This is a genomic window from Bacillus sp. JJ1474 (assembly GCF_036965225.1).
In the GTDB taxonomy this organism is placed as follows: Bacteria; Bacillota; Bacilli; order Bacillales; family Cytobacillaceae; genus Cytobacillus.
In genome coordinates this window covers 107610-131970 of the sequence record NZ_JBALPC010000001.1, presented here as the reverse complement: position 1 = coordinate 131970, position 24361 = coordinate 107610, and the positions used below count along the sequence as shown (strand labels likewise).

The following is a 24361-nucleotide window of genomic DNA, read 5'->3' as shown; positions in this document are numbered from 1 at the left end:
TTCTGCGCTGCAATCATTATATTTAGCTATTTTAATAAAGAATGAAAACTTTCACCGTTATTTTTCGTCTATTAATATGGACATTAATTGCTGGGGGAGATTTAGATGCACAAAGGAATTAAATTAGCCATTGGATTTATAGTAAGCTTTTTCTTGACGATTGGCTCTTTTCTGCCAACTGTTCAAGCAGATGCTGAAAATATAACGATTACTATAGATGAAGGCTTAAACGGGAAGGTAAAAATGGGAAAAGGCTTTCCGCTATCTATTAAACTTGAAAACAAAGGTGAGGAATTTATTGGAGACTTACTGATTAATTTTAATCCTTCATGGAACACAGGAGGCGTTCTTTCCATTCATGTAGATTTGCCTGCAAATAGCACGAAAACATATGAAGCCTCCCTGCCGGGTTTAACGGATGATCACTCTTCCTATCAAAATCTTCCTGCCATTCAACTGTACAAAGGAGAATGGCAAAAGGGAAAAACGATTAAATTTAATGGGGACGAAAAGATAAAACCAAAATATATAGATATGAATGAAAATGTAATCGGTGTGTTAAGTGAGAACTATGACAGGTTAAAGGAATTAAGAATTCTTCCTTTTACACAAACACAGATGATTGAGCTCAAGAAGGAACAAATGCCTATGCAGTCATTAGGACTTGAGATGCTTGATTTCTTGCTCATTGATGAATATCCTCTGACACAATTGGACATAGAGCAGCAAACGGCCATTAAGGAATGGATTGAAGGGGGAGGTATTCTAATTGCAGGCGCTTCTCCTAATGGAAGTCAATCTTATGGTGATATATATTCCTTGCTTCCGATGAAAATGGACAATGAAGTGAAGATTTCTACTAATTTCCTAAAGCTTGTCGATCATGAAAAAAATCCAAACTTTAAAGAGTTGAATGTTTTTACTGGATCAGTAGAAAAAACAGCCGACATTATTGATCAGAGTGATTCAATTCCAATAACTGCCAAAACTAAAGTTGGAGATGGCACTATTTTACAGACAGGTTTTTCTCTTGGTGATGAACCTTTATCCTCATGGAAGGGTTATAGTACTTGGTTTGCAAAGTTCTTGAATGAAGCTGAAAAAACGAATATGTTTTCAGGCAGATATGGCCCAGATTTTTATGGCTCACTATATTGGGAATTTGTAGAGGCAAATGAGTTTTTCCCTGCCAGCCATTTTTCAATCGTTCAGCTTATTGCTTTATTAGGTGGATATATCATCGTCATTGTGCCCCTATTATATTTTGTTTTGCGGAAAATGGATAAAAGGGAGCATTCATGGTGGATTATTCCTACATTAGCTTTATTTATGGCTGCTATTGTGTTTGGAATAGGCGCAAAAGACCGGATTGCGAAGCCGCAACTCAATCAAATGGGCGTTTACAGAGTATCGGATAAACAATTAACAGGATTACAAGCAGCAACACTATTATCGAATAAAAGCGGGGAATATACCCTTTCAATTCCAAAAGATTTTAATGCTGTTACAAGTACACAGAATATGAATGGCTATGATGCTGCGAGGATTGCGGTGTTTGAGGAAAAACGCAAAACTACTGATATCGTCTTCCCGGAAGTAGGCTACTGGTCATCTAAAACTCTGTATGGCAAAGCAAGCAAGAAAACAGAGGGCAGCTTTACTACAGATCTGAAACTTAAAAATAGTCAGTTGACAGGGACGATTCACAACGGTTTTGACTATGATTTCGAGGAAATTTTTATTTGGTCAGGAAATGAAAAGATTGGCTTAGGTGCATTGAAGAAGGGTGAGTCATTACAGGTTGATAAACAAATAAAACAGGCGCTTCTAACAAAGCCTGCTGGTGCTGGAGGCCCTAACTATTCCTATCAAAATACAGATATCAATAAAATGAGAAGAGAAAGATTACAATATGTTGCCTCGAACGTTATTTTAATAAATGGAACTGAAAATGAACCGATTATTGGCGGATTTACGAAAGATGCTATTCTAGATGTTAATATGGTGGGCAAAAAAGAAAAACAGGATAATACAAATCTTATTGTACAATCGTTTCATGCTGAACATGAGTTCTCGGGAGCAGTCACGATTAAAAACGAGATGCTAAGTTCCCATGTTAATGTACTTAAAGGACATATTTTTGAAAGAATGATCAATGGATCTAATCGGGAAATGGCTATGGATGATGGAGAGTATGAGTATATTGTTCAGTTGCCAAAACAATTAGTAGATAGAGGCATAAAGTTAAATGAAATGGCTATAAAAACGAATAGTCAACTGATTCAGTATTCCGTATTCAATTATAACACTGGAGAATGGCTTCCAATTGAAGCGGATAAACGAAGTCTCACTCTTTCTGATGAAAACAATCTTCAGCAATTTATTTCAAAGGAAGGCGAAATAAAGTTATTGCTCATAAAAAATGCAAAAGGTGATCCACATGTTCAATTACCGGCGATCACTATTAAAGGGGATGTGACACCGTGATTGAAATTATCGACCTAACAAAACGATACGGAAATTTTACAGCGCTTAATTCACTTAATCTGCAAATTGATAAAGGCTCTGTTTTCGGATTTGTCGGGCAGAATGGCGCTGGAAAGTCAACAACCTTTTCGATTTTAGCTACTTTGCTTGCCCCGAGTTCAGGGACAGCTTATATAAACGGGTATAACGTTCAAAAAGAACCGAAGATGGTTAGAAGACAGCTAGGGTATATGCCAGATTTCTTTGGTGTTTATGATCAGCTCAAGACAATAGAATATTTACATTTCTATGGTGCAAGCTATGGGATTCCTTTGCAAGAAAGAGAAAAGCTTATTCCTCAATTGCTAGATCTTGTCAATTTATCTCATAAGCAGGACTCCTATGTTGACGTACTGTCCAGAGGGATGAAGCAGCGATTATGTTTGGCCAGAAGCTTAATCCATGACCCTGAAGTGTTGATCCTAGATGAACCTGCCTCTGGACTGGATCCAAGAGCACGTGTGGAAATGCGAGAAATATTAAAGGAATTAAAGAGCATGGGAAAAACAATATTAATTTCTTCACATATTCTGCCAGAGCTTGCTGAAATGTGCGATACGATTGGAATTATTGATCAAGGTCAGCTTGTTGCTGAAGGATCAGTTTCGGACATTCAAGCGAAGTTAAAAGGAGAGAAACTGATTATTGTTAAGACATATCAGGATCTCGATAAAGCGGCAGCCTTTTTTGAAGATGATCCAAATGTGACAAAATTAAATAAAGGAGAGGAGGAAAACTCCCTGCAATTTATATACAAAGGCTCAGCCCTTGAGCAAACGGAATTACTGAAAAAGGCTATCATAAACAACATAGCAATAACAAGCTTTTCGGAAATTGAGACGAACCTAGAAGATGTATTTATGGAAATTACTAAGGGAGTAGAACTGTCATGAAGAATTTTGTTATCAACCCTGTTCTGAATAAGGAATTTAAGCTTCGTTTCCGATCTTTTAAAAGCTTTATTGGCATTCTCTTCTATTTGCTGGCACTTGGATTAATCATTGTCGGATTTGTGTTTATTGAGTCATTATCGAACTCACATGGGTTTTTCAAGCCAGACCAAAGCAGGACGATATTCATCATGCTCTCTTTTCTTCAGCTCGCTTTAGTTCTGTTTATAACTCCAGGGCTAACAGCAGGGGTTATTAGCAGTGAGCGCGAGAGACAGACATTGAATATCATGCTGACAACGACACAAAGCTCAGCCAGCATTATCCTTAGCAAGCTTATATCGTCCATTTCTTACTTGCTTTTATTAATTATTGCGGGACTTCCGCTTTACAGCTTCGTTTTTCTGTTCGGAGGAATTTCCCCTGGACAGGTGTTCATTACGATTTCCTTTTATATTTTCACGATGATTGCTTTTGGCAGTGTAGGTGTACTATTATCAACACTTATTAGGAAAACGATTGTTTCGATGGTGACCGCTTATGGTGTTACATTATTTTTAGCAGGCGGAACTGCATTTTTGGCGCTTGTATTTATGCAATTCGCTAATCGCTATGGATACACTGGAACACCGTCAACAAGCCCATTAGCTTATTTTGCGGCGATGCTAAATCCGCCAATCATTCTGCTAAGTACTTTTGAGCCTGAAATTTCAAGGGAAATTACGAATACAACAGGGATTAAATTCCCTTTATGGATCTCTTATTTACTATCGTATACAGTCATCATTATCGGTGCTGTTTTCATTAGTATTAAAAAACTGCGTCCTAATATGAAAAAGGGATGAACAGATAAGGAATGAAACCAATGGAGGATCGCAAACAATTTGAAAAACTGTTGAGGCCCATACAGAAACAGCTACTCGTTCAGTTAATCATAAAGGAGGTTCAGCTTCTGCTTGTATTTGCAGGAGCTCTGTCCCTTTTTCTGCTAGTGCTGGCAAGATTTATTGTTATTCCTTTTGTTAACTATTATTTCCTTTCTATTATGCTTACACTTTTTATCATTTTTATCATTCGTATTTGGAGAAAACGTCCAAAAAAATACGAAGCCGCCATCATTTATAACCATTTTGTACAAGATGATCGGGTTTTGACAGCATACAGCTTCTTAAAAACACAAGGAGTCATTGCTGCCCTTCAGTTATCTGATGCTGTTAAGCACATGAAGAACACAAGTGAAATGGTTTATAAGAGAAAAAAACATTTTTTTTATCCTAAATGGCTGTTTTTAAGTCTCGCATTCACAGCAGCAGCTATATTTCTATTTGTTTCTCCGAATGAAAACATTAATCTGGCAAAGCAGAAGGAGAAGGAAATCAAGCTTGTAGCAGAGGCTGAAAAAAAACTAAAGGAAGAAATCAAAAAGGAAAAAGATCCAGAAGTGAAAAAAGCTCTACAGGAAGCAGCAGATAAAATGGCAGAAAAGAAATCTGCAGAGGAAGCATTAAAAGAGCTAGCTAAACAGAAAAAGGAATTAGAATTAAAGGCTCTGAAAGAAAAAGAAAAACAAATGGCACTTGAAAACTGGAAGAATGAATTAAAAAATAATGGATTGTCGGATTTAGAAAAGCTCCTAAATGAAAAAAACTTAAAAGCCATTGAAAAGGAATTGGCTAAGTTAAATGAAAAATGGAATGGCCTTACAGAAGAACAGAAGATGGCCTTTAATCAATTAGCCGAAAATGATCGCCAGCTCACTGAAGAGGAACTTGCTAAATTAATGGAACAGATTGAAAGTGCACTTAATTCTGAGGAATTTCTAGCCCAGCTAGCCGCTGCACAGCAGGCTTTACAAAAAACAGGATTAGCGATGCAAAATCAAATGGCTTCAAATGGGATTCCTCCCGGTGAGCTTGCCTTCGCCCCTTCAGGTCAACCTAGTACTGGAGCTAATCCTTCAGGAAGTCAGCCAAGTGGACAAAGTAGCAATGGACAGCAGCCTGGCCAAAACCCTCAAGGACCGTCTGGCGGAAACAGTTCAGGGAGTGGACAGGGTAATGGAGCAGGAAGCGGTTCAGGAAATGGCAGCGGTTCTGGCTCTGGCGGTTCTGGTTCAGGAAGTGGCAGCGGTTCTGGCGGTTTGGGAGCTGGCAAAGGGCAAGGCTCTCGTGAGTTGCTTACAATCCCTGATCATTTAGACGGTCAGACAAATATCGAAACAGATAAAGGCGGTCTTGGAGAAGGGAGCCCGGTCGAGCAAACAGAAGGTTCTGGACCAGTCCTAAAAGGGTCTATCAAACCTTATGACGAGGTATTTAAAACATATGAACATGCATACCGGCAAAGTACGGACCGGTACAAACTACCAGCCGATTTAGAGGAAATCGTTAAAAATTACTTTACAAATATAGATCCAAACAAGGAGTGACAAAAATGACTTCAACAACAGAAAAGGAACAGCAATTTACCTTTGCTGCCGAAACAATCTCAAAAGTCAAAGATGAAATCCAATCATTTATTGTCGGCCAAAATGAGGTAATAGATCAAGTACTATGGAGCATATTAGCTGGTGGCCATGTGCTATTAGAAGGGCTTCCTGGATTAGGAAAAACAATGCTGATCAAAACGATATCTGAATGCATGGATCTGCAATTTTCCCGTATTCAATTTACACCAGATATTATGCCATCCGATATTACAGGAACGATGCTTCTTCAGCCAGATGAAGCAGGAAGACAAAATTTTGTTTTTCATAAAGGACCATTATTTGCAAATATAGTTTTGGCTGATGAAATTAACAGAGCCACCCCAAAAACACAAAGTGCCCTGCTGGAAGCGATGGGGGAAAAAACCGTTACCATTATGGGTGAAACAAAACGTATGGAAAACCCGTTTTTCGTATTGGCAACGCAAAATCCAATTGATATGGAAGGGACTTATCCTTTGCCGGAGGCTCAAACTGATCGTTTTACTTGTAAAGTGCAAGTTCATTATCCGTCTAAAGAGGAGCTTAAAGAAATTGTTTTACGAACGACAGGAACGGAAACTGTCCAATTTGAAAAAATGGCTAAAGTACAGGATGTCATAGTACTTCAGCAGCTGACTAAAGAGGTATTAGTTTCAGAAGACATTATTGATTATGCTGTAAATATAATTTCAGCTACACACTCCGATTCCGAGGAAGCACCAGAATTAGTAAAGCAATTCGTTCAGTATGGAAGCGGGCCACGTGGTCTTCAAAGCTTAATTAGCCTAGCTAAAGCAAGAGCCATTTCCTTAGGAAGATATCATGTTTCTATTGGTGATATTAAGCATGTGGCTAAGCCAGTATTAAGACATCGCCTCATTTTAAACTTCGAAGGGGAGGCAAATGGCATGACGGCTGATGAGATTATCGAACATATACTAGATAATCTTGGACAGGGAGCAAGAGGATAATGAACAATCAGCATGCGCTCATTAGTAAATTACAGAAAAAGAGATTAATGGTTAAGACGAAAAAGCGAGGCTTCCATAAAGGCTCAAGACAATCTAGCAAGTTTGGGTCTTCTTTAGAATTCTCGGATTTTAGGGCATATCAGCCTGGTGACGATGTTCGTCAAATTGATTGGAATGTCTACGGAAGAACACAAAAGCATTATATTAAAAGGTATCTAGACGAACAGGAACTGTCTATTGCTATTTATCTTGATGCAACCTCCTCAATGAGAAAAATAAGTAAAAAATGGGAACTAGCTAAGTATTTAGGAGCAGCACTAAGTTTTATTGTGTTAAATAGTGAAGACAGACTGTTTTTTACTCCTGTTTCATCAAGAGGCATCCATCCTGTTAAGAGGAAGGGGGCTGTCTATAGCAGGCGAACGTTTTTAGAAATTCTCCAGCTGGATGAAGCCGAAAGGACCGGAGAGTTTATTAAGAACTTGAATAAATCAATTGTAAAAACGCAGCAGCTTTCAATTATTATTACGGACGGTCTAGAGCCTTTAAACGAAATAGAAAATTTGCTGAAAAAATTAGCAGCCTATAAGCAAGAAGTCTGGTTTATACAAGTACTTAGCAGTGAAGAAATTTCTCCTCGATTTTCAGGGGATATGAAATTAATTGATGTTGAAACAGATTCAATTGTGAATGTCAGCATGAGTCCGTCCATCATAGTAGAATACGAAAAACGAATCCAAGAGCATAATCGAAATTTAGAAGGTTTATGCCGGAAATTTGGCGGACAGTATGTACTCGCAAGTGATAACCGGGATATACAATCCATATTATTTCATGATTTTTCCGGGAAAGGGTTAATCAACTGAGGTGAAGCTATGCAATTTTTAAATCCGTGGTTTTTTCTATTAAGTGTTTTTATAGCTGCCGTCATATTATTTTATTTTTTCCGGAAGCAATATGTGGAGAAATCTGTTTCCTCTAACTTTCTTTGGGAACAAGTTTTAAATGAGTGGCAAGCATCTCCTTGGCTTAAGAAGCTTCAGCAAAACTTATTATTTTGGCTCCAGCTGTTAGCCCTTCTACTGTTAATGTTTTCACTTGTCCGACCGTTTTGGTTTGAGAACGTTATAAAGGGGGATCATGTCATCATGATTATTGATTCTTCAGCCTCTATGTCAGCTAAATTTGAAAAAAGCAGCCGCTTTGATATAGCAAAGCAGAAAATGCTTAATTTAGTAGAAAAGCTTGAAGGGCAGGAGGTCACCTTGATAAAAGCGGGGAAAAAGCCGGAAATTCTTTTAAGCCATGAAAGGAATGCTGCTGTCATAAAAAAGCTAGTCAATAGCTTGCAATTGACCTATGAGCATGAGCAGATGGATAAAGCAATGAACCTAGCAGCCTCGCTTTCTACTGAAAAGGATACGTCCATCCATATTTTTTCAGACGGAGTTACGAAGTCAAATGTTGAAGAGGCTATGAAGGATCAATATGTTGAGGTTCATAATATCGGGGAGGATGTCAACAATGCTTCACTTGTTTCATTTGGGGTTGCACCTGTTGATGGACATATTACTGGTGTTGCTTTAATTGAAAATCAATCAAATGAAAAGACGGAAATTGATTTTATAGTGAAAAGTGAAGGAGATGAGCTTTTCGAACAAAAGTTTACTATCGAAGGGGAGCAGCAATATGTCGTGCAGATTCCTTCCCTGCCTGAGAAGCCATATTACGAAGCAATGATCTTAACTCAAGATGGATATGAAGCGGATAATTTCTCAACCTCAATTTATACAGAAAGTAATCCAAAGGTATATACAGTAGGAGAGGTAAACCCATTTGCAATAAAAGGTTTTCAAACAATCGGGGCGGAGCTGCTGCAAACAAGTACAGGTAATGCTGACCATGTCCAAGGAATCCTCTTGTCGGAAGGCACCGAGTTGCCAAAACAACTCGAACAGCCAATAATTTTTTTCAATACAAACAATGACAAAATAAAGCTGTCTGAACCGTTGGCAGCGAAAGATGATCGGCTGCTTCAATATGTTGATTATGGAAAAATATATATTGATGCAGCATCGAAGGAATTACAGGGTGATTGGGAAACGATTTTAAGAAGCGGCAATCTGCCATTAATCCAAAGGGGACAAGTAAATGGCTACCCCATCATCATCGTAAACTTTTCATTATCGGATTCTGATTGGCCACTTCAGCCAAGCTTTCCAATTTTTCTATATAACGCATACGAGTGGCTTTCGAAGCAGACAGACTTTCTAGGTTACTTTGGACCAGGTGAGGAAAAATGGTTGAACATTAGTCAAGGAAATCACAGCATCGAAATTTTCAATAACGAAGATAAGAATTTATTTTCTTTGGATTTAACGAAGGAAAGCTTTAAAGCACCTATTGAGCCAGGCACCTATCAGGCTGTTTCAGGAAATAAAATATTCTATTTTTCAGTCCTGCTTGACGATCGGGAGAAACATCCAATGACGGAGCTAGCTTTTCATTTCAATGAGCAGCAAGCTCAAGAGAATGGGAAAAGGGAAAACCCGAATGATAAACTTTGGTTTTGGCTTGCCTTGATAGCTTTATGTTTTATTGCTTTAGAATGGGAGGTATTCAGGCGTGGGCATAGAGTTTAATTATCCCATTCTATTTTTGCTGCTAATTCCTGCAGTATTGGCAGTCTATCTATACCTTAAGCATAAAAATCAAATTCATTCCAAGGAATCCTATTGGATAGCAAGTATTAGACTGACTATATTTGCTCTATTAATTTTTGCCTTAACGGTCCCGCAAATATTACTTCCAGCAAAGGGCGAAACGGTTGTTTTTCTAGCTGACCGTTCTGCAAGTGTCAGCCAATCTGACCACCAGCTTCTTGAATGGATTGAAAAGAGTGTCATGGATAAGCAACAGGATGATTCTTTCGCTGTAGTCACTTTTGGTGAAAATGTTTCACTGGAACAAAATACTGGAATCAGAAAGAATCCGGTTCAGCAATTTAATAGCGAGATCGATGATGGTGAAACAAATATAGAAGCTGGAATGCAGTTTGCAGCATCATTAATTCCTCCTAATTCCAGCGGCAGAATCGTGCTGCTATCGGATGGAAATGAGACGATAGGGAACAGTGAGGAGGCGGCTAATCTTCTTAAAAATCGCAATATTGAACTTGATTATGTTCTGTTAAAAAATCATGTCGGGGAAGATATGTCATTATCTGAGATAAATGTTCCTCCTTCACTGTATAAAGGTGAGGAGGCACTAGTTTCCTTTATCATTGATAGCAACGCTGATAAAAATGCCGTCATTCGGCTCTCAGTAAATAATCAAGAAATTCTCAAAGAGATCGTTCATGTGAAGGAAGGAAAGAATGTCTATACTTTTACTCACAAAGCGGATACATCGGGACTTACAGTATATAAGGGTGAGATTGCTGCCGAAAACGATACTTTTATAGAAAATAATATGATGCATTCTGTTACAAACGTTAAAGGGACACCTAAAATATTAATTGTTCAAGGAAAAGATGGCGGCAGTTTAGAAGCTATTTTAAGTAATTCTGGAGTAGAGGCTGAAACTATTTCGCCGGAAAAACTTCCGACTTCACTATCAAGCTATCTTCAGTACCAAGCTATTATTTTCAATAACGTACCAGCAACCGTCATTACAGAGAGCCAGATGAATATGATTGAGAAAGCAGTAAAGGAATTTGGTACTGGCTTTGTGATGGCAGGAGGGGAGGAAAGCTTTGGTCTAGGAGGGTACTTTAAAACACCTATCGAAAAGCTTTTGCCTGTAGATATGGATCTTAAAGGGAAACAAGAGATGCCTTCTCTCGGTCTGATGATTGTAATGGATCGGTCTGGAAGTATGGCAGGATCAAAGCTTGAACTCGCAAAAGAAGCAGCGGCAAGATCTGTAGAATTATTGCGGGAAGAGGATACCCTTGGCTTTATTGCTTTTGATGACCGTCCTTGGGTAATTGTTGAAACAAAGCCCTTAAAAGATAAGAAAAAAGCGGCCGATCAAATTCGATCTGTTACACCAGGCGGCGGAACTGAAATTTATTCTTCTTTGGAGCTCGCTTTTCAGGAGCTAGAGGATCTGAGGCTGCAGCGAAAGCATATTATCCTGCTGACGGATGGTCAAGCGCCCGGGGGTGATTATGAGGGATTAATTGAAAGGGGAAAGGAAAAAAATATTACCCTGTCAACAGTAGCGTTAGGAAGCGATGCTGATCGAGGTCTCCTAGAGGATTTAGCCAATATGGGATCTGGCCGTTTCTATGATGTGACAGATTCTTCGGTGATCCCAAGCATTCTCTCACGTGAAACTGTCATGGCAACTAGAACATATATTGAGGACAATCCTTTTTTTCCTAGTATCCAGCCCTTTCCTGACTGGTCAAAATTATTTCAGGATGGGGTTCCGAATATGAACGCATACATTGCCACAACATCAAAGGGCCGAGCACAGGTGCCTATTTTAAGTGAAAAGGAAGATCCGATCGTTGCGGAATGGCAATATGGTATGGGGTATACGATTGCCTTTACATCTGATTTTTCAGGAAAATGGTCAGGTGACTGGGCTCGCTGGGAAAACTGGCCGCTATTTATTAATCAGCTTGTGACAAAGACTCTTCCTCAGTATGAAAGCGAGCCATATCGAATTCAATTTTCTAAGGAAGATGGCAATCCGATTCTAACATTAGAATCAGCAACAAACCAGACTTTGCCAATTGAAGCTTCTCTCGTTTCAGAGAGCGGGGAAGTCCTTAATACGAATACAAAGCTTGTGGCTCCAGGAAAATACGAGCTTTCTATGCCAAATTCGTCAGGTATGTTTTTTCTAAGTGTAAAGCAAACAAATCAAGACGGATCAATTCATACTTATCAAACTGGATTCACTGTTCCATATTCAGATGAGTATTTAATCAATGGTCCGAATGAAGCCCTTCTTACGGAATTAGCTAAAAAGACCGGGGGAAAAGCTTTAGTGACCGAAAAGGAAACCTTTAGGCCCCTATTGTCCAAAAAATATGAGAAGCAGCCAATAAGTCAATGGTTAATTCTAGCTGCCTTTTTGCTATTTTTTATCGATATCGCAATCAGACGATTTGGGTTAATTACTATATTCAGTCACAATAGAAAAACGAAATTGGAAAAACGGGGAAGCAGTTTGGATAGTAAAGAAAAAATAAAACAGGCATTTCCTATTAAGGAGGAGCCCACTGTTAATATTGAAGAAAAATCGGTGAAGAACCCGCAAACAAATGATAAAATGAAACAAATTAGGACGAAGAAAGTACAAAAAGAGGTTCAAGCTTCAGCAGAAGAACGTGCTGAAAGAATGAAGAGGCTGCTTGAAGCAAAAAAACGGAAGAATTAAAGATTATGGCTATTAAGACAATATTTACAAGTTTACTTTTGACTAATTCGGAATGTAAAGATAATTTCTTGACATATTTAAATGTCCTAGGTAAACTATGTTTGTAAAGGCTTTTCACTTAACAAGGGGGAGTAGGGATGTTAGAAAAGACAACGAGAATGAATTATCTTTATGATTTTTATCAATCGTTGTTGACTCCTAAGCAACGAAGCTATATGTCCCTTTATTACCTGGATGATTTTTCGCTTGGAGAGATTGCAGAGGAGTATGATGTCAGTCGTCAAGCAGTTTACGACAATATTAAACGCACCGAAGCAATGCTTGAAGAGTATGAAGAAAAGCTGTTATTATTTCAAAAATTTCAAGAGCGAAGTAAGCTGATTGCAAGCATGAAGGATATTCTTAAAGAAAATCCCGAGTTTCAAAAGGTAATGGATTCAATGATTGCTGAGCTTGAGAAATTAGATTAGGAGGCGGCAACATGGCATTTGAAGGATTAGCCGACCGACTGCAGAATACAATCCAGAAGATCCGCGGCAAAGGGAAAGTAAATGAAGCGGATGTAAAAGAAATGATGCGAGATGTTCGTCTTGCATTATTAGAAGCAGACGTTAACTTTAAGGTCGTCAAAGAATTTGTCAAAAAAGTAAGTGAACGGGCTGTCGGGCAAGAAGTGTTAAAGAGCTTAACACCAGGGCAGCAGGTTGTTAAAGTCGTTAAAGAAGAATTGACTCTGTTAATGGGTGGCGAGCAAAGCAAAATTGCTGTCTCTAACCGTCCGCCGACTGTCATTATGATGGTTGGTTTACAAGGGGCAGGTAAAACCACTACAACTGGTAAGCTTGCGAACTTGCTTCGTAAGAAGTACAACCGAAACCCATTGCTGGTTGCAGCTGATATTTATCGTCCAGCTGCTATTAAGCAGCTCGAAACTCTTGGGAAACAGCTAAGTATGCCTGTTTTTTCATTAGGAGACAAGGTGAGCCCTGTCGAAATAGCTAAGCAAGCCATTGCAAAGGCAAAGGAAGATCATCATGATTATGTCTTGATTGACACGGCGGGACGATTACATGTTGATGAAGCGTTGATGGATGAGCTTAAGCAAATTAAAGAGTTGTCTAAACCAGATGAGATCTTCCTAGTCGTTGATGCAATGACAGGTCAAGACGCTGTTAATGTAGCGCAAAGCTTTAATGAGCTGCTTGGATTAACTGGTGTCGTACTGACAAAGCTTGATGGTGATACTCGTGGAGGAGCTGCTCTATCTATTCGCTCCGTCACGAATACTCCTATTAAATTTGTTGGTTTAGGTGAGAAATTGGATGCGCTTGAGCCATTCCATCCTGAAAGAATGGCATCAAGAATTTTAGGCATGGGTGATGTTCTTACTCTTATTGAAAAAGCCCAGGCGAACGTTGATGAAGAAAAAGCGAAAGAAATGCAGCAAAAAATGCGCACAGCTTCCTTAACGTTTGATGACTTTTTAGAGCAATTAAGCCAGGTTCGCAGTATGGGGCCATTGGATGAATTGCTGAAAATGCTTCCTGGAGCCAGCAAAATGAAAGGCTTAGATAAGCTTCAGGTTGATGAAAAGCAAATTTCACAGGTTGAAGCCATTATTAGATCGATGACAAAGGATGAGAAAATTCATCCAGAAACGATTAATGCAAGCCGTCGGAAGCGAATAGCAAAGGGAAGCGGTACAACTGTACCTGAAGTAAACCGTTTGCTGAAGCAATTTGAAGATATGAAGAAAATGATGAAGCAAATGTCAGGAATGCAGCAAAAAGGGAAGAAAAAGGGCGGATTTAAACTTCCATTTAATCCTTTTTAATCAAAATGAAACTTTTTCTTATGCTGTAAAGAAAAAACCCTTTACAAACTTATTGAATATCTGATAATATACTATCTTGTGTGAAACTATTCGGAGGTGCTTTAAATTATGGCAGTAAAAATTCGTTTAAAACGTATGGGAGCAAAGAAATCTCCTTTCTATCGTATCGTTGTAGCTGATTCTCGTTCACCACGTGATGGACGTTTCATTGAAACAGTAGGAACTTACAATCCAGTTACTGAGCCAGCTATCGTTGATATTAATGAAGAGCTTGCTCTTAAATGGCTTCAAACTGGTGCAAAACCATCTGACACTGTTCGTAACTTATTCTCTAAGCAAGGCATTATGGAGAAATTCCATAACGCTAAAAACGGCAAGTAATTTCTAATAAGATGAAAGAGCTTATCGAAACGATTGTTAAGCCCCTTGTTGATTTTCCGGACGAAGTGCATGTGAATGTACTTGAAGAAGACAACCGCGTAACCTATCAGCTTTCTGTCAACAAGAATGACATGGGGAAAGTAATTGGGAAGCAAGGGCGCGTTGCGAAAGCAATACGAACTGTTGTTTATGCAGCAGGATCATCACAGCAGAAAAAGGTTTTTCTAGAAATCAGTGAATAATGCTTCTCTAAGCGCTATAACTGAAACATACGAAAGTATTGGCAGATTTTATGCCATGCTTAATTAGCAAAAAGGAGGGGTCCCTTTAGGTCCCCTCCTTTTTGCCAATTACATGATTCTTCAGTCACTTATTCAGAACTAATGCACGATTAAAGCCTTAGGAGGCATTAAAGATGAAAATCATTCAATCTGTCGTGGTTAAACAAGTTCTTACCGAAAATAGTAAAAGTGAACTATTAAATAAATATCACTCTAACAAGCTGCAGTTCCAAAAAGAATGCGATCAGCTTCGATTCGAGATGAAAAAACAAGAAAAGTCTAAAAAATTCAATGCAGCCAATTTAAAGAAGCAATTTGAGAAAGAAATTCAAACGCGCAAGGAAAAGATTAAGCTTCTCGATTTTCAAATTGAACAATTACATATACTACCACTAGGAAGCGAACTTAAAGAAAAAGAAGTCAATGCCATTATTGATATTGAAATTGGAGATCGCTGGGAAGATATTCAAAGCGGAAAAACAATCATTATTAAAGACGGAATCGTTCAGGACATACGTTAGAGGTGAAGGCAATTGGAAAAATGGTTTAATGTTGGAAAAATAGTGAACACCCATGGCATTAGAGGAGAAGTGAGAATCATTTCAAAGACTGATTTTGCAGATGAAAGATATAAGTCTGGGAATCGATTATTTTTATTTATGCCTCAATCTAAGAGCCCTCTTGAATTAACCGTTAAATCGCATCGAACACATAAAAACTTCGATTTAGTTACCTTTGATGGCTACAACAATATTAATCAAGTTGAAAACATGAAAGGTGGAATTTTAAAGGTTCCAGAGAGCCAGCTTGGTGCTTTAGATGAGGATGAATTTTATTACCATGAAATTATCGGCTGCATCGTAACCACGATAGATGGCGAAGAAATTGGGAAAATCAGTGAAGTTCTCTCGCCAGGAGCAAATGATGTATGGGTAATAAAAGGCAAAGGCGGCAAGGAAATTCTAATTCCATATATTGAATCGGTTGTAAAAGAGGTTAATGTGAATGCAAAGATGGTCATAATTGATCCAATTGAAGGACTGCTATCATGATGAAAATCGATGTTCTAACACTTTTTCCCGAAATGTTTAATGGAGTCTTTGGCCATTCTATTTTAAAAAAAGCAGCAGAAAATAATGCTGTTGAATATAATGTCGTTAACTTTAGGGAGTATGCTGATAATAAGCATCAAACCGTAGATGACTATCCTTATGGCGGCGGTGCAGGAATGGTGTTAAAGCCACAGCCGATTTTTGATGCTGTTGCAGATTTACGTGAGAAAGGCAAATCCAATCCAAGAGTCATCCTTCTCTGTCCGCAAGGGGAAAGATACACTCAGAAAAAGGCAGAAGAGCTCGCAGGGTTGGATCATCTTATTTTTGTTTGCGGCCATTACGAAGGTTATGATGAGAGGATTCGTGAGCATGTGGTGACGGATGAAATATCCATCGGTGATTTTGTCCTAACTGGTGGGGAACTCGGAGCTATGGTAGTTATTGACAGTGTAGTTCGTCTCCTTCCTGGTGTCCTTGGAAATGAGGAATCCCACCGCAAGGATTCTTTTAGTACAGGCCTTCTTGAGCATCCGCATTATACCCGGCCTGCTGACTTCAGAGGAATGAAAGTGCCAGATATTTTAATTTCAGGCAATCATCGCTTAATTGATGAATGGAGAACGAAGGAATCATTAAGAAGAACATTCACTCGCAGGCCAGATTTATTAGAACATATTCATTTAACTGATGTGCAAAAAAAATGGCTGGAAGAAATAAAAAATGAACAGAAATAACATTGAAGTTGGACCTTATTTATGATAGAATACTCTTTGTGACTTAGGCTGGACTATTTCAGTTTTTTGTCCTATAAAGATGTTCCGCTGCAATGTAGAAGAAAAGATGTGCATGAGCGTCTGTTGGAAGGAGTTGAAAACGATGCATAAATTAATCGAAGAAATCACAAAAGAACAACTTCGTTCTGATGTTCCTGCGTTCCGTCCTGGTGATACTGTACGTGTACACGTAAGTATTGTTGAGGGAACTCGTGAGCGTATTCAGGTTTACGAAGGAGTCGTGATTAAGCGTCGTGGTGGTGGAATTAGCGAAACTTTCACAGTTCGTAAGATCTCTTACGGTGTAGGCGTAGAGCGTACATTCCCTGTTCACACACCAAAGATTGCGAAGCTTGAAGTTCTTCGCCGCGGTAAAGTACGCCGTGCGAAACTTTACTACCTACGTAACCTACGTGGTAAAAAAGCTCGTATTAAAGAAATCCGATAATCTAAGAAAAAGGAAGGAGCTTGTAACTACAAGCTCCTTTTTCTTAGCTTATAATATTACATAATTGTTAAATAATAATGACATAGGGTCCAAAGTGTGAATGTTGATAAGGATTTTTGTACAATAAAAATGTGGGTACAAAAGTGCCCTCAGTTGATAGGACAGCCTATAGATTTTTACTGAGATTGGTGGGGAAATAATGACAAAGAAGAAAAATGAATTATGGGAATGGTCTAAAGCGTTAGTAATTGCAGTTTTATTAGCGGCCATTATTCGATACTTTTTATTCGCTCCTATAGTGGTAGATGGATTATCTATGATGCCAACCTTGCATGATCAAGATCGGATGATTGTAAATAAATTTAGCTATAAGGTTGGAAAGCCAGACCGTTTTGATATTATTGTTTTTCATGCACCGGAAAATAAAGACTACATTAAGAGGGTAATTGGGCTGCCGGGAGATCGCATTGAATACAAGGATGATGTTCTTTATGTTAACGGAAAACCGTATAATGAACCTTATTTAGATGAGTATAAGCAACAAATCATTGACGGACCACTAACAGAACCATTTACGCTTCAAGAAAAGATTGGCCAAGAGACGGTTCCAGAAGGCCATCTGTTTGTTATGGGAGATAACCGTAGATACAGCAAGGACAGCCGTCATATTGGGACAGTGCCAATGGAAAAGGTATTAGGCAATACAGGTATTATTTATTGGCCAATAGAAGACATTCGAATTGTAAAATAATCTGCAATTCAATTTTGAAAGAGGTATAAGTTATGACGATTCAATGGTTTCCGGGACATATGGCAAAAGCCCGCAGACAAGTTACAGAAAAACTAAAGCTAGTCGATATTATTTTTGAATTGGTAGATGCCAGAATCCCATACTCTTCTCGTAATCCGATGATTGATGAGATTATTCAGCATAAGCCGCGGATTGTCCTTTTAAACAAGGCTGATATGGCCGACAAAGAAGTGACAAAGCAATGGATCAAACATTTTCAGGACGAAGGAACGAGAGCACTTGCCATTAATTCGCAGGCAGGACAAGGCATGAAGGAAATCGTGGCCGCCTCTCAAGATATTCTGAAAGAAAAATTTGACCGAATGAAGGCAAAAGGGGTAAAACCGAGGGCTATTCGTGCCATGATTGTAGGGATCCCTAATGCTGGAAAATCAACTTTAATTAATAGGCTGGCGAAAAAGAATATTGCAAAAACTGGCAACACACCAGGAGTTACTAAGGCCCAGCAGTGGATAAAGGTCGGGAAGGAATTAGAGCTCTTAGATACACCAGGAATTCTATGGCCTAAATTCGAAGATCAACAAGTCGGTTTAAAGCTGGCTCTTACAGGAGCCATTAAGGATACGATATTAAACTTACAGGATATTGCTATTTATGCATTAAGATTTCTCGAGCAGAAATACCCTGATCGGCTGAAGGATCGTTATAAGCTAAATGAGATTCCTGAAGATATTGTAGAATTATTTAATGAAATAGGAAAACTTCGAGGCTGCTTAATGGCTGGCGGAGAAATTGACTATGATAAAGTAACTGAACTCGTTATTAGGGAGTTTCGAACCGAAAAGTGGGGATATATTTCCTTAGAGGAGCCTAAAGACTTGGCAGCAGAACAAACGGAAGAAAATGAATAAAAATTCCATAAATAACTCACGGCCCTTCCTTTAACAGAGAGGGCTTTAATATTTTCTGAAAAAGGCCGATACATAGATTATGGAAATAAAGGGGAATCAACATGGAGAAACTAAACATACGAGAGATAGAGAAACGGCTTGCAAATGAAAAGGATCTTCATAGCTCATTTGTGAAAATGCTCGAAAAGGATGAACGAAAAGGCGTACAACAGCTATTAAAAAAATGGCATAACAAAAAAGATAAAGAAGTTAAAGCCTATGAAAAATATGTTCAAATGACATACTATGAAAAAAAATATCGATCTGAAGGCTTTATTCAGATTGCTGGGGTTGACGAGGTAGGTCGAGGTCCTTTGGCTGGTCCTGTTATTGCAGCTGCCGTTATTCTACCGTCTGACTTCTATTTGCCTGGGCTTGATGATTCTAAGAAGCTATCAGAACAAAAACGGATTGAATATTATGAGAATATTATAGAATCGGCATTAGACTATCATGTGGGAATGATTAATTCGGAAGAAATTGACCGGATTAATATTTATGAAGCTTCGAAAAAAGCTATGCATGCGGCTATTTCAGGTTTGAAGGTTAAACCTGACTTTCTTCTTATAGATGCTGTTAAACTAAGTACACCGTATCCAGAGGAAGCAATTATTAAGGGGGACGGCAAAAGTATATCAATTGCAGCTGCCTCCATTATTGCCAAAGTGACTCGTGACCGATTAATGGTTGATTTAGGAAGGGAATATCCCGTTTACGGCTTTTCTACAAATATGGGATACGGGACAAAAGAACATTTATCAGCCATTCAAATGTTTGGTATCACTCCTCATCACCGAAAAAGCTTTGCACCAGTAAAGAATTATATAGGACAAGAGAAATAAGAAGGTGAAAATTTGCAGCCTCTAAATTTTGTTCAAACTCTATTAAATCAGAATCAATTAAGTGACAATCTTGCTTTAACTTTAAGGCCAGGGCAAATCGTTAGCGGTAAGGTCATGAAGTTATTTCCGAATCAGATTGCTGAGGTTTTAGTTGGGGCTAATAAAGTAATCGCCCAGCTCGAAGTTCCATTATCGGTTCATGAGCGACATTGGTTTCAAGTACAGTCAGGTGAAGGGAAAGTGCACCTGAAAGTGCTGGAGGGAAATGGCGGAAATGGAAATGTATCTGCTAGTGGAAATGTATTAAAAGAACTTGCTCTCTCAAATTCAAAAGAGAATACTGCCTTACTGGAATTCTTTCAAAATAAACAACTCCCAATAACGAAAGAAACGATGCATACAGCAACTGACTGGCTAAAAGACAAAACATTGCTGGACGGATTGAAGATTATTGATGCAGTTTTGTCAAAGCAGTTACCCTTTACAAAAAATGTGTTAAATTCCTTATACGCAATCCAAGAGGATGAACCCATTTCCTCATTGTTAGACAAACTTCAATCTATATTTAAAAAAGGTGAGTTATCCGATGCTTCCAAACGGCTGAGCTTAATTCTCGATCAGCTTCGTTTATCTGAAAGCAAAACCACGTCTTCATTATTTCATAGCAACGAGGTGTCACATACACAATTCATAAAGGATGAATTAAAGACCGCTATTAAAACGATAGGATTTTCATACGAAAATGAAATGATAAAGCTAATAAAAGACAATGAGCCATTCAATATTAATAAATTGGAGACTCTCAAACCGATTCTAATGCATCTATTAAGTGAGGAAGCAGCTGGTCCCGTTCAAAATACTGCCGAGAAACTATTAAACAAAATTACAGGGTATCAGGTACTCTCGCAGGAGGCTGGTCCCATCCAGCAATTAATCTTTCAAATACCATTGACCTTTTTGGATAAAAGGACAGATTTGACGATGCAATGGAGCGGAAGAAAAACCGAAAATGGTCAGATAGATCCTAATTTTTGCCGAGTTTTATTTTATTTAAATCTTGAAAATTTAAAGGAAACAATTGTCGATTTACATGTTCAAAATAGGGTCATTTCAATTTCCGTAGTAAATGATCGTGAAGATTTAAAAAACCTGGCTCAAATTTATATCCCGTATTTAAAGGAAAGATTACAAGACATTAAATATCACCTTTCCACTATTCATTTTGAAAAACCAATAGATAAAAAGAGCAATCATATTGAAAAGAAAAAAAACTTATCCGGCTTAAGGCTGCCAAATCAATATAACGGGGTTGATTTTCGGATATGAGAAAACAAAATAATGTGCATAGTAAAGAAGCTGTAGCATTGACTTACGATAAGAATGGTGTGGATGCGCCATATGTTTCCGCGAAGGGAAAAGGATTAATAGCAGAAAGTATACTTGCAAAAGCGAGTGAGCATGATATACCTGTCCAAGAAGACCCATCTTTGTTAGAACTTTTAGGAAAGCTTAATATTAACGAGCAAATTCCTGAGGAATTATATGAAGCAGTTGCTGAGGTTTTTGCATTTATCTATAAAGCTGATAAAGAGGCGGGAAAAAATAAAATTTAATAAAGATAATATTTTGTTAATAATGGTGGACAAGGAATGTGTCATTATATAAAATGGTATCGCAGTCTATTTTACGATTGACCAATTAGGAGGATGGAAATGAATATACATGAGTACCAAGGGAAAGAGGTCCTCAGACAATATGGGGTATCAGTTCCAAATGGGATCGTTGCTTTTACAGTTGAAGAAGCAGTGGAAGCCGCAAAGAAATTAGGTACAGAGGTTTGTGTAGTTAAAGCACAAATTCATGCAGGGGGACGCGGTAAAGCTGGCGGTGTAAAAGTCGCAAAAAATATAGATGAAGTTCGTACATATGCAAATGAAATTTTAGGGAAAACACTTGTTACTCATCAAACGGGTCCAGAGGGTAAAGAAGTTAAGCGCCTGCTTATTGAAGAAGGCTGTGACATAAAGAAAGAATACTATATTGGTTTAGTTTTAGACCGTGCAACTTCACGCGTTGTATTAATGGCTTCTGAAGAAGGCGGAACTGAAATCGAAGAAGTTGCTGAAAAAACACCAGAAAAAATCTTCAAAGAAGAAATTGATCCGGTTATCGGTTTAACAGCTTTCCAAGCTCGCCGTATTGCCTTTAACATCAATATTCCGAAAGAGCTTGTTAACCAAGCGGTTAAATTCATGATGGGGTTATATACAGCTTATATTGAAAAGGATTGTTCTATTGCTGAAATTAACCCATTAGTTGTTACTGGTGATGGAAAGGTAATGGCATTAGATGCAAAATTAAACTTTGACAGCAATGCGATTTACCGTCAAAAAGATATTTTAGAATATCGTGATCTTGATGAAGAGGATCCAAAGGAAATCGAAGCATCTAAATACGATCTAAGCTATATTTCATTAGATGGAAATATCGGCTGTATGGTAAACGGTGCTGGATTAGCAATGGCAACGATGGATATCATTAAGCATTATGGTGGAGATCCTGCTAACTTCCTTGATGTTGGCGGCGGTGCTACAGCAGAAAAGGTAACGGAAGCATTTAAAATCATCCTTTCTGATAAGAATGTTAAAGGTATTTTTGTTAATATCTTTGGCGGAATAATGAAATGTGATGTAATCGCAACAGGTGTAGTAGAGGCTGCAAAACAAGTAGGTTTACAAGTGCCTTTAGTTGTTCGCTTAGAAGGTACGAATGTGGATTTAGGTAAGAAAATTCTTGCTGAGTCTGACATTGATATTGTTGCAGCTGACTCTATGGCTGACGGCGCACAAAAAATCGTTTCATTAGTAGGGTAATGACCTAAACCATCTGAAAGCTATTAAGCTTTAAACAGCGGTGTACCTGAAAACCAGAAAGGGGAATAATCGTGAGTGTATTTATTAACAAAGATACAAAAGTTATGGTGCAAGGAATTACAGGTTCTACAGCACTATTTCATACAAAACAAATGTTAGAATACGGTACAAAAATTGTCGGAGGAACATCTCCTGGTAAAGGCGGTTCTGAAGTAGAAGGTGTACCAGTATTTAATACTGTTCAAGAAGCTGTTAAAGCTACTGGAGCAACGGCTTCAGTTATCTATGTTCCTGCTCCATTTGCTGCAGATGCAATCCTAGAAGCTGTTGACGCTGAGCTTGACCTTGCTATTTGTATAACAGAGCATATTCCTGTACTAGATATGGTGAAGGTTAAACGATATATGGAAGGCAAGAAAACTCGTCTAGTTGGTCCTAACTGTCCTGGAGTTATTACTGCTGATGAGTGCAAAATTGGAATTATGCCAGGCTATATCCATAAAAAAGGTCATGTGGGCGTTGTTTCACGTTCTGGAACATTAACATATGAAGCCGTTCATCAGTTAACTCAAGCAGGTATCGGTCAAACGACCGCGGTTGGTATTGGCGGAGACCCTGTTAACGGAACAAACTTCATCGATGTTCTGAAAGCTTTTAACGAAGACCCAGAAACTTATGCGGTTATCATGATCGGTGAAATCGGCGGAACAGCTGAAGAAGAAGCTGCAGAGTGGGTTAAAGCGAATATGACGAAACCTGTTGTCGGCTTTATCGGCGGACGTACTGCACCTCCAGGAAAGCGTATGGGACATGCTGGGGCTATCATTTCAGGCGGAAAAGGAACAGCTGACGAAAAGATCCGCGTCATGAATGAATGTGGAATTGAAGTTGCTGAGACCCCATCTGTAATGGGAGAAACATTAATTAAAGTCCTTAAAGAAAAAGGGCTTTATGAGAAGTGTAAAACACATTAATCCGCTAATGAAAATTAGCTAAAACTTCATGCAGACCCCCCTTTTTTAGGGGGGCTATTCTGCATGAGCAATATTTATGATTAGGAGGCTTCCAATGGACGATTTTAAATTTAGATTAATTCATTTACACCACTGCAGGGGGATAGGATGGAAAACCATATTAAATATTTTAAAGGCTGATCCAGAGCTTAAGCGGCTTTACAACCTTACTCTCCATGATCTTTTTCTCCAGAATACAAACACCACTACTGCTTCTACCATTCTTCATGATCTTCATTCAGATTTTATCCCTCAACAAATTAGCCAGTATCAATTAAATGGCATTAGCATGATTACAATATTTGATGATGAATACCCAGAATTATTAAAGGAAATTTATCAGCCCCCTTGGGTCCTCTATGGGAAAGGCGATCTATCATTACTGAAAAATCATTTGCATTTAGCAGTTGTTGGCTCAAGGCAGTATAATGACTATGGGGAAGGTGCTATTCAAAGGTTCTTTCCTAAATTAATTGAAAATAAAATTGTGATTGTAAGCGGGCTGGCAGCGGGAATTGATAAGATAGCCCACGAAACTGCCATTCATTTAAAGGGAAAAACAATCGGTGTCATTGCGGGGGGATTGTACAACATTTATCCGCAGGAGAATAGAGAACTTTCTATTAAAATGATGAAAAACCAATTAATCCTTTCAGAGTATCCGCCTATTACGAGACCAATGAAATGGCAATTCCCTATGAGGAACAGAATCATTAGCGGGATTTGCAAAGGTACATTCGTTGTACAAGCTAAGAGTAAGAGCGGCTCATTAATTACGGCTAACTATGCAGTTCAGGAGGGAAGGGAAGTCTTTGCCCTTCCAGGGAATATCTTTAGTCCATATTCAGCTGGCACGAACGAGCTAATTCAACAAGGGGCAAAGCTTGTCAAATCTTCGGAAGATATAATAGA

24 protein-coding genes are annotated in these 24361 nt (G+C 38.5%); all 24 read left to right on the top strand.

What is annotated here, in order from left to right:
* Positions 1-105 precede the first annotated feature (105 nt).
* Positions 106-2487 carry a hypothetical protein gene (locus tag V7164_RS00640; protein ID WP_335346972.1) on the top strand — a complete coding sequence of 794 codons (2382 nt, stop codon included), beginning with the start codon at positions 106-108 and terminating at the stop codon, positions 2485-2487.
* On the top strand, positions 2484-3419 hold the full coding sequence (locus V7164_RS00635; RefSeq protein ID WP_335346973.1) for an ABC transporter ATP-binding protein: 936 nt from the start codon (positions 2484-2486) through the stop codon (positions 3417-3419). Before V7164_RS00640 ends, V7164_RS00635 begins: the two co-directional genes overlap by 4 nt.
* Entirely contained in the window at positions 3416-4261 is an 846-nt protein-coding gene (locus V7164_RS00630) for an ABC transporter permease (RefSeq protein ID WP_335346974.1), read from the top strand. Before V7164_RS00635 ends, V7164_RS00630 begins: the two co-directional genes overlap by 4 nt.
* A 20-nt stretch (positions 4262-4281) precedes the next feature.
* A complete protein-coding gene (locus V7164_RS00625; protein ID WP_335346975.1) occupies positions 4282-5844 on the top strand; it encodes a hypothetical protein in 1563 nt (520 codons plus the stop codon).
* Between the two features lie 5 nt (positions 5845-5849).
* Positions 5850-6854: an AAA family ATPase gene (locus V7164_RS00620; RefSeq protein WP_335346976.1), complete on the top strand. Its 1005-nt coding sequence runs from the start codon at positions 5850-5852 to the stop codon at positions 6852-6854.
* Entirely contained in the window at positions 6854-7720 is an 867-nt protein-coding gene (locus tag V7164_RS00615; RefSeq protein WP_335346977.1) for a DUF58 domain-containing protein, read from the top strand. Before V7164_RS00620 ends, V7164_RS00615 begins: the two co-directional genes overlap by 1 nt.
* A gap of 9 nt (positions 7721-7729) precedes the next feature.
* Entirely contained in the window at positions 7730-9496 is a 1767-nt protein-coding gene (locus V7164_RS00610) for a vWA domain-containing protein (protein WP_335353194.1), read from the top strand.
* Positions 9480-12248, top strand: a complete 2769-nt coding sequence (locus V7164_RS00605) for a VWA domain-containing protein (protein WP_335346979.1) — start codon at positions 9480-9482, stop codon at positions 12246-12248. Before V7164_RS00610 ends, V7164_RS00605 begins: the two co-directional genes overlap by 17 nt.
* A gap of 137 nt (positions 12249-12385) precedes the next feature.
* Positions 12386-12718, top strand: coding sequence for a putative DNA-binding protein (locus V7164_RS00600; protein ID WP_335346980.1), 333 nt, complete (start codon positions 12386-12388; stop codon positions 12716-12718).
* A gap of 11 nt (positions 12719-12729) precedes the next feature.
* Positions 12730-14082, top strand: a complete 1353-nt coding sequence (ffh, locus tag V7164_RS00595) for a signal recognition particle protein (protein WP_335346981.1) — start codon at positions 12730-12732, stop codon at positions 14080-14082.
* A 108-nt stretch (positions 14083-14190) separates the two neighbouring features.
* Positions 14191-14463 carry a 30S ribosomal protein S16 gene (gene rpsP, locus V7164_RS00590; protein WP_335346982.1) on the top strand — a complete coding sequence of 91 codons (273 nt, stop codon included), beginning with the start codon at positions 14191-14193 and terminating at the stop codon, positions 14461-14463.
* Between the two features lie 11 nt (positions 14464-14474).
* Complete coding sequence (locus V7164_RS00585) at positions 14475-14705, top strand: KH domain-containing protein (protein WP_066289126.1); 231 nt, start codon at positions 14475-14477, stop codon at positions 14703-14705.
* 173 nt (positions 14706-14878) lie between these two features.
* The gene (locus V7164_RS00580) at positions 14879-15265 is read left to right on the top strand and encodes a YlqD family protein (protein ID WP_335346983.1); all 387 of its coding nucleotides are present in this window, start codon (positions 14879-14881) and stop codon (positions 15263-15265) included.
* Between the two features lie 12 nt (positions 15266-15277).
* Positions 15278-15796 carry a ribosome maturation factor RimM gene (rimM, locus tag V7164_RS00575; protein WP_335346984.1) on the top strand — a complete coding sequence of 173 codons (519 nt, stop codon included), beginning with the start codon at positions 15278-15280 and terminating at the stop codon, positions 15794-15796.
* On the top strand, positions 15793-16533 hold the full coding sequence (gene trmD, locus V7164_RS00570) for a tRNA (guanosine(37)-N1)-methyltransferase TrmD (protein ID WP_335346985.1): 741 nt from the start codon (positions 15793-15795) through the stop codon (positions 16531-16533). Before rimM ends, trmD begins: the two co-directional genes overlap by 4 nt.
* 142 nt (positions 16534-16675) lie before the next feature.
* Positions 16676-17020, top strand: a complete 345-nt coding sequence (gene rplS / locus V7164_RS00565) for a 50S ribosomal protein L19 (RefSeq protein ID WP_335346994.1) — start codon at positions 16676-16678, stop codon at positions 17018-17020.
* Between the two features lie 199 nt (positions 17021-17219).
* Positions 17220-17771, top strand: coding sequence for a signal peptidase I (gene lepB, locus V7164_RS00560; protein ID WP_335346986.1), 552 nt, complete (start codon positions 17220-17222; stop codon positions 17769-17771).
* Positions 17772-17803: 32 nt separating this feature from the next.
* On the top strand, positions 17804-18682 hold the full coding sequence (ylqF, locus tag V7164_RS00555) for a ribosome biogenesis GTPase YlqF (RefSeq protein ID WP_335346987.1): 879 nt from the start codon (positions 17804-17806) through the stop codon (positions 18680-18682).
* Positions 18683-18783: 101 nt separating this feature from the next.
* The gene (locus tag V7164_RS00550) at positions 18784-19563 is read left to right on the top strand and encodes a ribonuclease HII (protein ID WP_335346988.1); all 780 of its coding nucleotides are present in this window, start codon (positions 18784-18786) and stop codon (positions 19561-19563) included.
* Between the two features lie 12 nt (positions 19564-19575).
* Positions 19576-20889: a hypothetical protein gene (locus V7164_RS00545; protein ID WP_335346989.1), complete on the top strand. Its 1314-nt coding sequence runs from the start codon at positions 19576-19578 to the stop codon at positions 20887-20889.
* Complete coding sequence (locus tag V7164_RS00540; protein ID WP_335346990.1) at positions 20886-21176, top strand: EscU/YscU/HrcU family type III secretion system export apparatus switch protein; 291 nt, start codon at positions 20886-20888, stop codon at positions 21174-21176. The genes V7164_RS00545 and V7164_RS00540 overlap by 4 nt, the downstream gene beginning before the upstream one ends.
* A 99-nt stretch (positions 21177-21275) precedes the next feature.
* Positions 21276-22436, top strand: a complete 1161-nt coding sequence (sucC, locus tag V7164_RS00535; protein ID WP_335346991.1) for an ADP-forming succinate--CoA ligase subunit beta — start codon at positions 21276-21278, stop codon at positions 22434-22436.
* A gap of 71 nt (positions 22437-22507) precedes the next feature.
* A complete protein-coding gene (sucD, locus tag V7164_RS00530) occupies positions 22508-23410 on the top strand; it encodes a succinate--CoA ligase subunit alpha (RefSeq protein ID WP_335346992.1) in 903 nt (300 codons plus the stop codon).
* 94 nt (positions 23411-23504) lie between these two features.
* Positions 23505-24361: DNA-processing protein DprA (gene dprA, locus V7164_RS00525; RefSeq protein ID WP_335353193.1), on the top strand; the 857-nt coding region annotated here is incomplete at its 3' end.

What these genes read in the sequence shown, in the direction of transcription:
- V7164_RS00615 (WP_335346977.1), top strand. Translation starts at nt 6,854, where the DNA reads ATGAACAATCAGCATGCGCTCATTAGTAAATTACAGAAAAAGAGATTA.
- trmD (WP_335346985.1), top strand. Translation starts at nt 15,793, where the DNA reads ATGATGAAAATCGATGTTCTAACACTTTTTCCCGAAATGTTTAATGGA.
- V7164_RS00540 (WP_335346990.1), top strand. Translation starts at nt 20,886, where the DNA reads ATGAGAAAACAAAATAATGTGCATAGTAAAGAAGCTGTAGCATTGACT.
- V7164_RS00585 (WP_066289126.1), top strand. Translation starts at nt 14,475, where the DNA reads ATGAAAGAGCTTATCGAAACGATTGTTAAGCCCCTTGTTGATTTTCCG.
- sucC (WP_335346991.1), top strand. Translation starts at nt 21,276, where the DNA reads ATGAATATACATGAGTACCAAGGGAAAGAGGTCCTCAGACAATATGGG.
- ylqF (WP_335346987.1), top strand. Translation starts at nt 17,804, where the DNA reads ATGACGATTCAATGGTTTCCGGGACATATGGCAAAAGCCCGCAGACAA.
- V7164_RS00625 (WP_335346975.1), top strand. Translation starts at nt 4,282, where the DNA reads ATGGAGGATCGCAAACAATTTGAAAAACTGTTGAGGCCCATACAGAAA.
- rplS (WP_335346994.1), top strand. Translation starts at nt 16,676, where the DNA reads ATGCATAAATTAATCGAAGAAATCACAAAAGAACAACTTCGTTCTGAT.
- ffh (WP_335346981.1), top strand. Translation starts at nt 12,730, where the DNA reads ATGGCATTTGAAGGATTAGCCGACCGACTGCAGAATACAATCCAGAAG.
- lepB (WP_335346986.1), top strand. Translation starts at nt 17,220, where the DNA reads ATGACAAAGAAGAAAAATGAATTATGGGAATGGTCTAAAGCGTTAGTA.
- V7164_RS00630 (WP_335346974.1), top strand. Translation starts at nt 3,416, where the DNA reads ATGAAGAATTTTGTTATCAACCCTGTTCTGAATAAGGAATTTAAGCTT.
- rpsP (WP_335346982.1), top strand. Translation starts at nt 14,191, where the DNA reads ATGGCAGTAAAAATTCGTTTAAAACGTATGGGAGCAAAGAAATCTCCT.
- V7164_RS00550 (WP_335346988.1), top strand. Translation starts at nt 18,784, where the DNA reads ATGGAGAAACTAAACATACGAGAGATAGAGAAACGGCTTGCAAATGAA.
- V7164_RS00610 (WP_335353194.1), top strand. Translation starts at nt 7,730, where the DNA reads ATGCAATTTTTAAATCCGTGGTTTTTTCTATTAAGTGTTTTTATAGCT.
- V7164_RS00580 (WP_335346983.1), top strand. Translation starts at nt 14,879, where the DNA reads ATGAAAATCATTCAATCTGTCGTGGTTAAACAAGTTCTTACCGAAAAT.
- V7164_RS00600 (WP_335346980.1), top strand. Translation starts at nt 12,386, where the DNA reads ATGTTAGAAAAGACAACGAGAATGAATTATCTTTATGATTTTTATCAA.
- V7164_RS00620 (WP_335346976.1), top strand. Translation starts at nt 5,850, where the DNA reads ATGACTTCAACAACAGAAAAGGAACAGCAATTTACCTTTGCTGCCGAA.
- V7164_RS00640 (WP_335346972.1), top strand. Translation starts at nt 106, where the DNA reads ATGCACAAAGGAATTAAATTAGCCATTGGATTTATAGTAAGCTTTTTC.